Below are 13,353 nucleotides of genomic sequence, written 5' to 3'. Positions count from 1 at the left end.
AAAATCTTTAGGTAATAACAAAGCCCCAGCTTGTGAAAGTCGGGGCTTTGTGCGTAAAAAACAGAAGGTGTGCATTTTGACACACCTTCCACTTTTTATATAAAATCACTTCTGTGGGAGTATTTCAATCCAGTAATCATCCGGGTCATTAATGAAATAAAGCCCCATGGCAGTGTTCTCAAAACATACACAATTCATTTCTTTGTGATAGGCCCTGATTGCATCGTAATCACCGGCTACACGAAAACATAGGTGACTTTCGTTTTCCCCCAGTTCGTATGGAGCAGTATGATCTTTGAGCCATGTCAATTCCAATAGGAAACCAGTTTCATTATCTGTCAGGTAAACCAGTGTGAATGAACCGTCGGATGCTTCTTTCCGATGATGTTCTTTTAAGCCGAGTGCTTTCTCATAAAAAGCGATACTCCGCTCCAGGTTTGTAACGTTGATATTAAAATGGTCAAATTTACTTTTTATTTCCATTGTTGCAATTTTCCTTATTTTTTCATTAAGAGTTTCACAATTTCTCCAACATAGGTACGGGGTTGTCCGGCTTGCGGAGTTGTCTGTGAAGGCATTTTCTTACATTCGATAACAGCTGAAGGAGTTGTCTGGTTCGGGGCATACAATTTCAGTGTATAGCTGTCTGCCTTTTCTATTGCCTCATAAGGTTGGTCGGGTGAAAGTGTGCAATATGCAACAGCTTTTCCTGATTGATAACCTAATGCACCACCTGCATTTGCAGTCATATTGGTCATGTTGAACTCATCTTTTCCAATACTGATTACTAATTTACCACTTCCCATTAAGGCATATACTTCGCCCGGAATTTGTTTCAAATCAATTTCTGTATAACCCGGCATATCTGTGGAAGCTTTGCCTACTGGAGTAGCAGGAGTGAGAGTCGCAGCAGGAACTGTAGTTTGAACGGGTTCGGCGGTCGTCACTTTAATATCAGTCTTTTTATCTGTGCCACCAATGATAATCGGGCCTGCGGCTGCAACGATTGATGGAGTTTGTTGCTCTTCTTCTTTCTTCTTTTTCTCTGTCTTCGGACGAGTATCAGGTGCTCCGAAAGCTACTGCTACATCCATAAACATATCATCTGCGAAGTCTACAGTTTTTCTACGCCATTTAGCCAGGCCGCGCACTAATTTGGTCTTTGCTTTATTGAGCGCATATTTATCAGTAATCCATTCTTCCGCTTTGTATTTCTCTGTTTCGCGATAAGTGAAACGGATTTTCTCAAGCTCTACTAGGCAGTTGCCGGGTTTACAGGTAACGGTAATCTGATAGTTGACCAGTGTACGGTCTAATGACAGAGCACTGGAACTGAAAACAATCCATTCTTCTCCAACACCGGCAATTGTTCCCTTTGCTTCGTCAGAGAAAACAATGCGGCTATCAATATTTTTATTTTCTTTCAGACGTTCGTCCATCCACTTTGTCATTGTGTCGTAGATTTGTGCCTGACTCATTCCGGGAATCTGGAACTCTTTGGAAAATACTACTTTACCATCTACTTCAGGAACAGCTCCTACAAGGTACCTGGTGTCATCTTTCTTCTCTTTTGCAGAATCTGCCTTCATCGCCATCGGCAATGCAAGGAACAGGGTAAGAAACAGAATCGTAAATTTATTCATAATTATCATGTGTTTATTTGGTAATCTCAAAACTTTCGCCCCGATGGGTGATGCTGATAAAACGGCATCCGGCATTTTCAGCAAAACTACGAAGCGCATTTCCCCCCTCATAATCTTCACTGAAGTGCATGGGCACAAATATAGTAGTTTTTATTTGTTCGATGAACTGTTTTGCCCCTTTCATGTAATCTTTTCCCATTCTCCGATCCACCGGGAATAGTATTAAATCGATGTTTGGCGCTTTTTCTTTTAAATATTTAACTTCTGCAAGGAAATCACCATTGGCTTTTCGGATCTCTTCTTCAGTAGATTCCTCACTCCAATGCCAGTTGTTCAAGTCGCCGGCATGGAAAATACTCCAATCTTGCAGGTGAAGCAAGAACGAACTGCCGACATCCGTTGAGCCGAAAGCATCGATACGAATTGTCTCGTCTTCGTATGTTTCTCCTTTTTTAATATAGAAAGCATCTTCGGCTTTGGCACGATGGGATTTCAAGATATCTTTGGAGAAAATATATTGAATGTCGGGGCGTTGTTTTTTCCAGGTCAATATCTCACGGTTAAAGTGGTCGGGATGGAAATGGGTGGCCAATACATATAGTTTACCCGGCCTTTGCAGGAGATAATCATGTACGATTCCCCGGTTATGTTCCGTTTCGGAAGAATCTTTGTAGTAATCGATGATAACGGTTACACCTTCCATTTCGATGGCGAAACCGCTGTGATAAATATAATCCAGTGTCATAAGCTGACTATTTTATAATTGCAATATTACGTATTCTAGTTGGAGTTGCCAAGAAAAATCGACGAAATCAAGGAGCAAGACGACTGATTTTCCATTCCCCGTCCGGTTGCAGGGTATATAGAAAACGGTCATGCAGACGGTTGGGGCGTCCTTGCCAGAATTCAATCCTTGTAGGGGTAACGGCATATCCGCCCCAATTATCGGGCCTCTCCACTTCTTTTCCGATCCACCGGGCTGCCTCCCTGACAAAAGACCGTATTAATTGCATTCGGCTTGTTATAGGTTGACTTTGGGGAGAAATTCGTGCACCGACCCGACTTTTATAAGGACGTTTCCGGAAATATTCATCCGATTCTTCCGGAGGAACTTTCGTCGCTATTCCCTCTATATGTATTTGTCTTTCGAGGGCGTGCCACACAAAAGAGAGGGAGATATACGGATTTTGTGCCAATTGCCTGCCTTTACGGCTTTCATAATTGGTATAGAAGACAAATTTTCCATCATGGAGCCCTTTTAATAATACGGTACGCGTGGACGGTCTCCCTTCAGGAGATACGGTTCCTACAATGACAGCAGTTGGTTCATCCACCTCTGCGTCAATTGCTTCTTGTAGCCAACGGTTGAAAAGCGAAAGCGGGTCGCCCGGAAGTTCATTTTCCCGCAACCCGCCTTTCGTATATTCCTGTCGGATATCTGCTATGTTTAATTTCGCCATAAGATTATCTGGCAGTTTTAGTTCTTAATTTCTAATGATGGAATCACATAGGTACTTCTATTAATAGAATATGTGAATCTTTCAGTGTCTCCAGTTCGAAACTGTTGGTATCGTAAACACCCATACCGTCCCGGCGTTTCAACACTTCGCCATCTACTACAATTTCTCCTTCAATGAGGAAAATATAGACGCCTGCATGACTTTGATGCATGTGATAACCCAGTTCCTTTCCGGCTTCTACTTTACCGATTGAGAACCAGGTGTCTTGCAAAAGGGAAGCAGGTGTACTGCCGTCAGGAGATACGATGACTGCCAGTTCATTCGGACGTTCCAACTCTGTGATACTGAAATCCTGATAAACGGGACGGGTGTTCCGTTCTCTTGGCATAATCCAGATTTGCAGGAATTCTACCGGTTCTACAGGGCTTGCATTCACTTCACTGTGGAAGATTCCCGTTCCGGCACTCATTGTCTGAATTTCTCCAACAGTAATGATGCGGCTGTTCTTCTTGCTGTCTCCATGTTGCAGATGTCCTTTCAGAGGGATGGAGATAATTTCCATATTCTTATGCGGGTGAGTCTGAAAACCTTCTCCGGGTGCAACTTTGTCATCATTCAATACGCGAAGGGCACCGAAGTTGATACGATTGGAGTCGAAGTATTCGTCAAAACTAAAAGTATGGTAACTATCCAACCAATCGTACTGGGAATGTCCTCTTGTATCTGCTTTGTGTATTACTTTTTTCATAAAATCTGTCCTTTCTCTTATTTGTTTATATGTTTTGTAAACAAAGAAAGGAGCTTAAAAGTTTTATTTCTTCACTTCATTTAGCAAAGGCTTATGATTGATAAAATCTTTTATGTTTTGCAGGGTGGTCGCCGCAATATTCTCCATCGCTTCATGTGTGAAAAAAGCTTGATGAGAAGTGACTATCACATTGTTGAATGAAAGTAAGCGGGCGAGTACATCATCGTCGATGATGCGGTCGGATTGATCTTCATAAAAGTATTCGCTTTCTTCCTCATATACGTCCAGTCCTGCGGAACCTATTTTCTTGTTCTTCAACCCTTCAATCAGTGCATTGGTGTGAATCAGCTGTCCACGGCCGGTATTGATAATCATAACTCCGTCTTTCATTTTGCTGATAGAGTAGTCGTTAATCAGATACTTGGTCGCTTCGGTGAGCGGGCAATGCAAAGAGATGATATCCGAATTGTGATATAGTTCGTCCAGTGAAGTATAAACTATTTGTTCTTCACGGGCGAAGTTATGGTCCGGATAGAGGTCATAAGCCAATATGTTCATTCCAAACCCTTTTAAGATGTGAATCAGTATTTTCGCGATTTTTCCTGTACCGATGATGCCTGCTGTTTTTCCGTGCATATCGAATCCCATCAGACCGTGCAGGGAGAAATTACCATCTTTGGTACGCCAGGAAGCACGGGGAATTTTCCGGTTTAGCGATAGCATAAGAGCTACGGTGTACTCTGCAACGGCATAAGGAGAGTAGGCAGGAACCCGTACTACGGTAATTCCGGCAGCGGCGGCAGCATCTAAATCTACATTATTAAATCCGGCACAGCGTAGTGCCAATAGTTTTACTCCGTTGGCTGCCATCACACGGATTACTTCTGCGTCGGCAACGTCGTTCACAAAGATGCAGACAGCATCCACTCCTTGTGTCAGTAGTACGTTGTTCTTATTCAGATGCCCTTTGTAGTAGCGTATCTCAAACCCGAACTCTTTGTTTTTGTCATTGAAAGAGGACTCATCATAAGGCTTTGTGCCGAAAAATGCAATTGTATAGGCCATAATATTATTCTATAAATTATATAATATTAAACGTTGGAACAGGTGAATTTGTTTAATCAATCCATCATTCGAAAAATAGATTGTTTCATTAGAAACAGTTTGATTTTTCAATTAAAATGGCGGATAAATGAAAATAAGTGCACAAATATGTGCTCCCTGTGCAATATTGTTATATCTTTGCGCCGAAATAATTTTAAAAAAGATTTAGATGAGAAAAATTTCGTTGATTGGTCTTGCAATGTTGATCGTTTCAATTCCAACTTTTGCTGGAGATTATCTAACCAATACGAATCAGAATGCTGCTTTCTTACGCATGATAGCCCGCGGCGCTTCCATCGATGTTGATGGAGTTTATAGTAATCCTGCCGGACTGGCATTTCTTCCCAAAGATGGTCTTCAAGTAGCACTTACTATTCAAAGTGCATATCAGACCCGTGATATTGCTGCAACAAGTCCTTTATGGACCATGGACGGACAGAATACTGTACGTAAGTATGAAGGAAAAGCTTCTGCTCCCGTTATTCCTTCTATACATGCTGTCTATAAAAAAGGCGATTGGGCGTTTTCCGGTAGCTTTGCCATTGTAGGTGGTGGCGGAAAAGCTTCATTTGACAAAGGTTTACCTATGTTTGATGCGGCTGCTATTAGTCTGGTAAATACAATCGGTCAAGGGATGCTGTCTCCTAATCAATATGCTATTAATTCGGCTATGGAAGGTCGTCAGTATATTTATGGTTTTCAATTAGGAGCAAGCTATAAAATTAATGAGCACTTCGCAGTTTTTGCTGGTGCACGTATGAATTATTTTACGGGTGGCTATAAAGGTTTCCTTGATATCAATTTGAAAGAGGGTGTAGCAGAACAGTTGGGTGCTGAGATTGTAAAAAAACTAATGGCCGCCGGTATGACTTTAGAGCAGGCACAACAGGCAGCATTACAAAAGTCGCAGCAGCTGAATGATGCGAAACTTAAATTAGACTGCGATCAGACAGGTTGGGGATTGACACCGATTATTGGTATTGATGCTAAGTTCGGAAAATTGAATCTGGCTGCAAAGTATGAGTTCAAAGCCAATATGAATATTGAGAATGATACACATGACATAACTGCTCCGGATGCTGCCGCAGATTTTATGGCACCTTATCAGAATGGTGTGAACACTCCGAGTGATCTTCCTGCTATGCTTTCTTTAGCTGCAAGTTATGAGATCTTGCCATCATTGAGAGCATCGGTAGAATATCATTTCTTTGATGATAAGAATGCCGGTATGGCGGATGGCAAGCAGAAAACACTGAAACATGGTACACACGAGTATTTGGCGGGTGTTGAATGGGATATCAATAAACTGTTCACAGTCAGTGGAGGTTATCAGAAAACAGACTACGGATTGAGCGATGCTTTCCAATCGGATACAAGTTTCTCTTGTGATTCTTATTCAGTTGGTTTCGGAGGCCGTATTAATTTCACGGAGGCATTGAGCCTTGATGTTGCTTATTTCTGGACTACGTATAGTGATTATACTAAAGAAAATGTACGTGGATTAGGTGCATCTATTGATAAAGACGTTTATAGCCGTACCAATAAAGTATTTGGCGTGAGCGTGAATTACAAGTTCTAAATTTCTAATCCTTTATATGTATATAAAAGCCGTCTCGGACATGATGTTGAGACGGCTTTTTTGTTTTACTGTTCTATGTTAGTTTAGAAAGAATACTGCACCAGCATATTCAACCGGTTGGCATGACGGGTTGCGGAACTGAAATCAGTACGCCATCCTCTTAAATATTCTACGCCCACTTGCAAATTACTGCTTACATTCCAGAAAGCATTAGCCACTAAATACTGTCCTTTACGATAGGATTCCGGATTTTCACTTGGATATCCGTTTTCAGAATAAAGTCTGGATAAACTATATGTACCGGATATAAAGATGCTCGGACAAAGGTTGTATTGCAGCCCTGCATACCATCCCAGCATTGGGAGAACCTGCATTTTTCCCTCATTATCAGGATCGGGAACGATATCTACGTTCAGATTACTTAAATCGTTCAGGTAAGATCCGATACCTTTTCCATAATTAAACTGTCCGAATGCCTGTAATTTCTTCGTAATATTGAAAGTTGTAGATGCTTGCAGACCGAAGCCGGTGGCGGAATAGGCTTTCTCATGAACGTTACTTGAGTAAGTCATACTACGGACAATAGCACCTAATTTAACGTGACTGCTACTATTCCAGTTATACTGTACGGAAGTGGCAAAGTCCGGCATTCGTTGGGTGTTGATAGACAAGTCATTGTTGGTTGTACCGTCTACTGAAGGCATTTCCATTGAAACACCGAATTTCCAGTTTTTCAACTTATCGCACATATAGCTCAATTGCGTAGTGCGGTAAAAGGCTGATCCGTTAGGACCTGCAAAGTCGATGGTAGGAGGCAGTGCGGAGAGGTCCATGAACGAACCGTAGCTGTATCCGATCGTGAAACCGAGGAATTGCGCATAAGCATTCTGCAATTCAAAGGTTTTTCCGTCACCCCGGAAGTTTCCGGCTGTGTAGACAACGAAGTCTCCCAGATGTTTCGTACGTCCTACCAGTTTGAGGAATAGGGTAGAAGTGGTGATGTCCATCTGGAATTGATTCTTGGCAAAATTGCCGCTTCCGCGTTGTGGAATCAATGCCGGATAGAAATTGACATCATTTACGATACCGTTAAAGTCATACTCTGCTGTTGCACGAACATATCCTCCGATACCCAGGGCAAATTTCCCTTTCTGGTCGGTTAGCAGGAAACGGGGAGCATTCGGGTCGTGGAAACGCATCTGCGAACGGTCGTTCATGATTCGGATGATTTCATCTCCTGCTTTGTTTTTCGAAACAAACATGATAGAATTCGGTTCTTCATCTTCGATGACTACCTTCTGTTGTGCATAGGCACAGAGGGGGAAAATTCCTATCCCCAGTAGCATAGCTACCATTTTAAAGCTTGTTTTCATTATCAGTTAAGTTTTAGGTGAATGCCCAATGAACAACTAAAAAAAGAAATGGTTGAGAGGGGCAAAGGAAAAATTGCCAAACTAATCGGAAGAATTGCTATTTATAATGATTCTAAAAAAACGGACCTTTGTATCGTACTAATTAGATAAAGGAAATACGACGATGGAAAAAGTTGATTTTACTCAAGGAATATTAGCGATACAACCGGATTTGCATCGCTTCGCATATAAATTGACGGCAGACCGCGAATCTGCTAATGATTTGGTTCAGGATTGTTTGTTGCAGGCATTAGATAATCAGGAGAAGTTTACGTATAGCAAAAATCTGAAGGGATGGATGTATACGCTTATGCGTAATATTTTCGTGAACAACTATCGTCGCACAGTTCGTGAAATGAACCTGATTGATGATAGTTACTCCATCAATCAACAACATCTGATAGAAGATGAAGATGCTGATAGATTCGAGTTTACGTATGATATGAAACAGTTGTACCGGGTGATACATTCCATACCGGAAGAGATGAAAGTGCCTTTTCAGATGTTTGTAGCCGGATTTAAGTATAGAGAAATTGCCGAAAAATTAGGATTGCCGATGGGAACGGTAAAGAGCCGTTTGTTTTTCATCCGTAAGCGGTTGAAAGAGGAATTGAAAGACTTCTCCTCTTGATGCGGATGCCTGATTGAGTGATGTGTTTTTAAGGTCAAAGTGATGAGCCTTCCTGTCAGAATACGACGACTGACAGGGAGGCTTATTTTTTCTTCAATTATCGGGAAGACAGATTCTGGTAAGATGAATGTGATAATTCCAGTTTTATTTTTTACCTTTGCACTCCGAAAGAATAAAAAATGTATGATGCCGTGAATAGCGGTCGTGTATTCTAGAACACCACGTAAAAAACAGGAATTATGAAAGAAAAAGTATCTGTACCCTTTATGCTGCTGGGCATTCTGTTTAATGTCTGTCTCATTGCAGCCAATCTTCTTGAAACAAAAGTAATTCAGGTAGGTAGTCTGACCGTGACAGCCGGATTATTGGTTTTTCCTATTTCTTATATTATTAATGATTGTATCGCCGAGGTTTGGGGATTCAAGAAAGCGCGGCTCATCATTTGGAGCGGTTTTGCCATGAACTTCTTCGTGGTTGCTCTTGGGTTGATAGCTGTTGCCATTCCGGCTGCTCCTTTCTGGGAGGGCGAGGAACATTTCAATTTTGTGTTCGGTATGGCTCCCCGTATTGTGGCTGCCAGTCTGATGGCTTTTCTGGTAGGCTCATTTCTCAATGCGTATGTGATGAGTAAGATGAAAGTAGCCAGTCAGGGGCGTAACTTTTCGGCCCGTGCCATCTGGTCGACTGTTGTAGGTGAGACTGCCGATTCATTGATTTTCTTCCCGGTAGCTTTTGGTGGAGTTATTGCCTGGAAAGAACTGCTTATCATGATGGGGATTCAGATTGTGCTGAAATCCATGTATGAAGTTATTATCCTTCCGGTGACAATTCGTGTGGTGAAAGCAATCAAGAAAATAGACGGTAGCGATGTTTACGACACCAATATCTCTTATAATGTATTGAAAGTCAAAGATATTTAATATAGAATATGAATAGAGAAGCAGCATTGGTTGTGTTTAGTGGTGGGCAGGATTCTACCACTTGTTTGTTTTGGGCAAAACGCAACTTTAAGAAAGTATATGCCTTGAGTTTTCTTTATGGTCAGAAGCATCAGAAAGAAGTGGAGCTTGCACGGGAGATAGCCCGGAAAGCGGAAGTGGAATTTGATGTGATGGATGTTTCCTTTATCGGACAGTTAGGTCATAATTCATTGACCGATACTACGATGGTGATGGATCAGGAAAAACCTGCAGATAGCGTTCCTAATACCTTTGTTCCGGGACGTAATCTGTTTTTTCTAAGTATCGCAGCAGTATATGCCCGTGAACGTGGTATTAATCATTTGGTAACGGGAGTTTCTCAAACAGATTTCAGCGGTTATCCCGATTGCCGTGATGCCTTTATCAAATCTCTTAATGTAACTCTCAATCTGGCTATGGATGAACAATTTGTGATTCATACCCCTTTGATGTGGATTGATAAGGCAGAAACATGGGCATTGGCCGACGAACTGGGGGTATTGGAACTGATTCGCACCGAGACTTTGACCTGTTATAATGGCGTTCAGGGAGATGGTTGCGGACATTGCCCGGCTTGTACATTGCGTCGGGAAGGATTGGAAAAGTATTTAAAAAGTAAGAATCAATAATATCTCTACATAGAGATTAAAATGCGTTTTTTTGCTGTCATCTGTCACATTGTTGTAGATAAATGTTTGATTATAAGATTTTTAGTTTGTGACAGCAAGTAGTGACAGCAGCTAAATTTGACATTTTGCCGTCACATCTATTGTCACCGGTAAGTTCTAATTAATAAATGATAGTAGTACAGTACAGAATGTATTGGCTTAGATTAGTTTCAACGGTAGGAAACTAAAGTTTCTAACGCTTGAAACTATAAGTTCCAAGACTTGAAACAGTTTGTTCCAAGTAATGAAACACTTTGTTTCAAGGCGGGAAACACATTGTTTCAGGCAATGAAACACACCGTAACAAGTAAGATGAGGAGAAAGCAAACGTAGGATAAGAGTTGATGGTGATAGGTGATAGATGCGGTGATAGGTTGTGAAATGAATCCTTCACCACTAAAACCTCGATGAATAAGGCGTTTGAGGCAGGACGGTGATAGGTGAAAGAAGAAATGCGTTTTTTTGTTTAGAGTAGAGGTTGTAGTTAATGAGTGCAATGACAGAATTAAAAGACCAACTTTCCTTATTAGGAAGAAAAACCGAGTATAAACAAGATTATGCTCCTGAAGTACTGGAAGCCTTTGATAATAAGCATCCTGAAAATGATTACTGGGTACGTTTCAACTGCCCGGAGTTCACAAGTCTGTGTCCTATTACCGGACAGCCGGACTTTGCCGAAATACGTATCAGCTACATTCCTGATATAAAAATGGTAGAAAGTAAGAGTTTGAAACTCTATCTTTTCAGTTTCCGCAGTCATGGAGCCTTTCATGAAGATTGTGTGAATATCATAATGAAAGATCTTATCCGATTGATGAGTCCCAAATACATAGAAGTAACGGGAATATTTACTCCTCGTGGTGGTATTTCCATTTATCCGTATGCCAATTATGGTCGTCCGGGAACAAAGTTCGAACAGATGGCAGAACATCGTTTGATGAATCGGGAATAATATAAATAAAAGAATTCACTAGCTAAAAAGATCGAATATGACTCATCATGTGCCTGCTGAATTGCAAAACTATGTTCGGCAAAGTATTATTCCTCAATACGCTAACTTTGATAAAGCGCATCAAATTGACCATGTAGAAAAGGTTATTGAGGAAAGTCTGAAATTAGCGACGCATTATGAAGTCGATTATTCGATGGTTTATGTCATCGCTGCTTATCATGACCTGGGGTTGTATGAAGGACGTGAATTTCATCATATAACCTCCGGCAAAGTGTTGTTAGCCGACGAAACTTTGCGGCGTTGGTTTACGGATGAGCAGCTGTTGCAGATGAAAGAGGCGATAGAAGATCATCGGGCTTCCAATAAACAGGCTCCCAGAACAATCTATGGAATGATTGTTGCCGAGGCTGACCGAATTATTGATCCCGAAGTCACTTTACGCCGTACCGTACAATATGGGCTGTCTCATTATCCGGAGATGGATAAAGAAGAGCAATATGCCCGTTTTCGGAAACATCTAACTGAAAAATATGCAGAAGGAGGGTATCTGACGTTATGGATACCCCAATCGGATAATGCCGGACGGTTGGCAGAACTTCGTCAACTAATTGCGGATGAAAAAAAACTTTGTAGAGTTTTTAATAAAATCTATGAAGAAGAGAATAATACAGTTTTGTGAAATATAGCTGTTAGCTTGCGTTCGATTCATTTTTTATTTTTATCTTTGTCATATTTAAGGATTGCAATACGATAGATAATGGAAGAATATATTACTCGATTTTCAACATATCTTTTTTGGGATGTCAATAAAGATGATTTGGATATGGAGAAGCATTCACAATATATAATAAAGAGAGTGCTTGAATATGGTATGTTGCAAGATTGGAATATTGTAAAACAATATTATGGACTTGGGAGAATCGTCGAAATAGCTAAGGGGTTTCGTGAATTGGAGCCTCGGGCTTTAGCTTATCTTTCTGCCATTTCACAAACTCCTAAAGAACAATTTAGATGTTACACTTATCAACGGTCGAATCCACAACACTGGAACTTTTAAAAAAGTTGCAACAGTTACCTGTACTTTGTAATACTCGTCTAGTCGGTGGTACTGCATTAGCTTTGCAATTAGGACATCGAAAGTCGGTCGATTTGGATTTTTTTGGTCAGATTAATGTAGATTCTCAAGATTTGAAGGAGGCTTTGCGAACACTTGGGACACTGACTATCTTAAATGATTCTAAGAATATACACATTTACGTATTGAATGAGGTTAAAATAGATATCGTGAACTATACTTATCCTTGGCTTGATGATGTCGTATATAAAGATGGGATACGTTTGGCAAGTCCTAGAGATATTGCGGCAATGAAAATTACTGCTATTGAAGGGAGAGGTACTAAAAAAGATTTTGTAGATATTTACTTTTTGTTGAAAAAGTATTCATTGAAAAATCTATTGGATTTCTATTCTCAAAAATATCCTGACTCATCTTCTTTTATGGCTATGAAAAGTTTAGCTTATTTTGAAGATGCGGAGGAGGAGCCAATGCCTTATATGTTTGTGGATGTATCTTGGGACGAAATTAAAAAGTCTATTTTGTCTCGTTTATAATAGTATATGAGATAAGTTACTATTCATGATGATACGGCCCTCCATTCAATATAGTCATCGCCCGATAAATCTGCTCAACGAATATCAGCCGGATCATCTGATGTGAGAAAGTCATCTTGGACATTGAAATCTTTTCGTGTGCCACTTGATAAACTTTTTTAGAAAAGCCATAAGGCCCTCCGATAATGAATACCAGTCGTTTGTTGACCGTGTTCATTTTTCGCTTCATATATTCGGCAAACTCCAGAGAACGCATTTCTTTTCCGTGCTCATCGAGCAATACCACCACGTCGCCCGGTTGGAGAGCTTTCAATATCAGTTCCCCTTCCTTTTCTTTCTGCACTTCCATTGAAAGACTCTTCGTGTTTTTCAATTCAGGAATCACTTCCATGTCAAAAGTGATAGACCGTTTAGTGCGCTGGATATAGTCGTTGATAGCAGTTATATAGTGTTGTTCTACGGTTCGTCCTACGACGAGCAAGGTTGTTTTCATACGTCTACAATTCTGATTATTGCACAAAAATAGGCATTTTTTATGTTATTCTGCAATTAATGCTTACCTTTGCCTATCATTAGTTGAAAGTTT

16 protein-coding genes are annotated in these 13,353 nt (G+C 40.7%); 8 read left to right on the top strand and 8 right to left on the bottom strand.

The window, feature by feature from the left end:
* Positions 1-105 precede the first annotated feature (105 nt).
* The 6 genes from KQP79_RS18665 to KQP79_RS18640 all read right to left on the bottom strand — a co-directional run bounded on the left by KQP79_RS18665 (position 106) and on the right by KQP79_RS18640 (position 4,916).
* The gene (locus KQP79_RS18665; protein WP_004304308.1) at positions 106-483 is read right to left on the bottom strand and encodes a VOC family protein; all 378 of its coding nucleotides are present in this window, start codon (positions 481-483) and stop codon (positions 106-108) included.
* Positions 484-497: 14 nt separating this feature from the next.
* Positions 498-1,643 carry a DUF4468 domain-containing protein gene (locus tag KQP79_RS18660; protein ID WP_052588002.1) on the bottom strand — a complete coding sequence of 382 codons (1,146 nt, stop codon included), beginning with the start codon at positions 1,641-1,643 and terminating at the stop codon, positions 498-500.
* A 13-nt stretch (positions 1,644-1,656) separates the two neighbouring features.
* A complete protein-coding gene (locus KQP79_RS18655) occupies positions 1,657-2,388 on the bottom strand; it encodes an MBL fold metallo-hydrolase (RefSeq protein ID WP_061447745.1) in 732 nt (243 codons plus the stop codon).
* Positions 2,389-2,455: 67 nt separating this feature from the next.
* Complete coding sequence (gene pdxH, locus KQP79_RS18650) at positions 2,456-3,103, bottom strand: pyridoxamine 5'-phosphate oxidase (RefSeq protein WP_004300774.1); 648 nt, start codon at positions 3,101-3,103, stop codon at positions 2,456-2,458.
* A 43-nt stretch (positions 3,104-3,146) separates the two neighbouring features.
* Complete coding sequence (locus KQP79_RS18645) at positions 3,147-3,851, bottom strand: pirin family protein (RefSeq protein WP_061447744.1); 705 nt, start codon at positions 3,849-3,851, stop codon at positions 3,147-3,149.
* 63 nt (positions 3,852-3,914) lie between these two features.
* Positions 3,915-4,916: a 2-hydroxyacid dehydrogenase gene (locus KQP79_RS18640; protein WP_004304300.1), complete on the bottom strand. Its 1,002-nt coding sequence runs from the start codon at positions 4,914-4,916 to the stop codon at positions 3,915-3,917.
* A gap of 208 nt (positions 4,917-5,124) precedes the next feature.
* Here KQP79_RS18640 and KQP79_RS18635 point away from each other — a divergent pair, with 208 nt between their 5' ends.
* The gene (locus KQP79_RS18635) at positions 5,125-6,534 is read left to right on the top strand and encodes an OmpP1/FadL family transporter (protein WP_061447743.1); all 1,410 of its coding nucleotides are present in this window, start codon (positions 5,125-5,127) and stop codon (positions 6,532-6,534) included.
* Positions 6,535-6,617: 83 nt separating this feature from the next.
* On the opposite strand, the gene KQP79_RS18630 is transcribed toward KQP79_RS18635, so the two are convergent.
* Positions 6,618-7,907: a DcaP family trimeric outer membrane transporter gene (locus KQP79_RS18630; protein ID WP_061447742.1), complete on the bottom strand. Its 1,290-nt coding sequence runs from the start codon at positions 7,905-7,907 to the stop codon at positions 6,618-6,620.
* A gap of 163 nt (positions 7,908-8,070) precedes the next feature.
* Between KQP79_RS18630 and KQP79_RS18625 the strand changes: the two genes are divergently transcribed.
* The 7 genes from KQP79_RS18625 to KQP79_RS18595 all read left to right on the top strand — a co-directional run bounded on the left by KQP79_RS18625 (position 8,071) and on the right by KQP79_RS18595 (position 12,767).
* Positions 8,071-8,577 carry an RNA polymerase sigma factor gene (locus KQP79_RS18625; RefSeq protein WP_004300768.1) on the top strand — a complete coding sequence of 169 codons (507 nt, stop codon included), beginning with the start codon at positions 8,071-8,073 and terminating at the stop codon, positions 8,575-8,577.
* A 239-nt stretch (positions 8,578-8,816) separates the two neighbouring features.
* Positions 8,817-9,497 carry a queuosine precursor transporter gene (locus KQP79_RS18620; protein ID WP_004321442.1) on the top strand — a complete coding sequence of 227 codons (681 nt, stop codon included), beginning with the start codon at positions 8,817-8,819 and terminating at the stop codon, positions 9,495-9,497.
* Between the two features lie 8 nt (positions 9,498-9,505).
* Positions 9,506-10,165, top strand: a complete 660-nt coding sequence (gene queC, locus KQP79_RS18615) for a 7-cyano-7-deazaguanine synthase QueC (RefSeq protein ID WP_004300765.1) — start codon at positions 9,506-9,508, stop codon at positions 10,163-10,165.
* A 535-nt stretch (positions 10,166-10,700) separates the two neighbouring features.
* The gene (queF, locus tag KQP79_RS18610) at positions 10,701-11,156 is read left to right on the top strand and encodes a preQ(1) synthase (protein WP_004321441.1); all 456 of its coding nucleotides are present in this window, start codon (positions 10,701-10,703) and stop codon (positions 11,154-11,156) included.
* Positions 11,157-11,193: 37 nt separating this feature from the next.
* On the top strand, positions 11,194-11,835 hold the full coding sequence (locus KQP79_RS18605) for an HD domain-containing protein (RefSeq protein WP_022200188.1): 642 nt from the start codon (positions 11,194-11,196) through the stop codon (positions 11,833-11,835).
* 78 nt (positions 11,836-11,913) lie between these two features.
* Entirely contained in the window at positions 11,914-12,213 is a 300-nt protein-coding gene (locus KQP79_RS18600) for a DUF6922 domain-containing protein (RefSeq protein WP_004311349.1), read from the top strand.
* The gene (locus KQP79_RS18595) at positions 12,168-12,767 is read left to right on the top strand and encodes a nucleotidyl transferase AbiEii/AbiGii toxin family protein (protein WP_022200187.1); all 600 of its coding nucleotides are present in this window, start codon (positions 12,168-12,170) and stop codon (positions 12,765-12,767) included. Before KQP79_RS18600 ends, KQP79_RS18595 begins: the two co-directional genes overlap by 46 nt.
* A gap of 19 nt (positions 12,768-12,786) precedes the next feature.
* On the opposite strand, the gene rlmH is transcribed toward KQP79_RS18595, so the two are convergent.
* The gene (rlmH, locus tag KQP79_RS18590) at positions 12,787-13,260 is read right to left on the bottom strand and encodes a 23S rRNA (pseudouridine(1915)-N(3))-methyltransferase RlmH (RefSeq protein ID WP_061447741.1); all 474 of its coding nucleotides are present in this window, start codon (positions 13,258-13,260) and stop codon (positions 12,787-12,789) included.
* Positions 13,261-13,353: the final 93 nt, after the last annotated feature.

Source organism: Bacteroides sp. DH3716P, assembly GCF_025914115.1.
Classification (GTDB): domain Bacteria; phylum Bacteroidota; class Bacteroidia; order Bacteroidales; family Bacteroidaceae; genus Bacteroides; species Bacteroides ovatus.
Note: the sequence above shows the minus strand (reverse complement) of the source record. Positions and strands in the feature narration are given on the sequence as shown.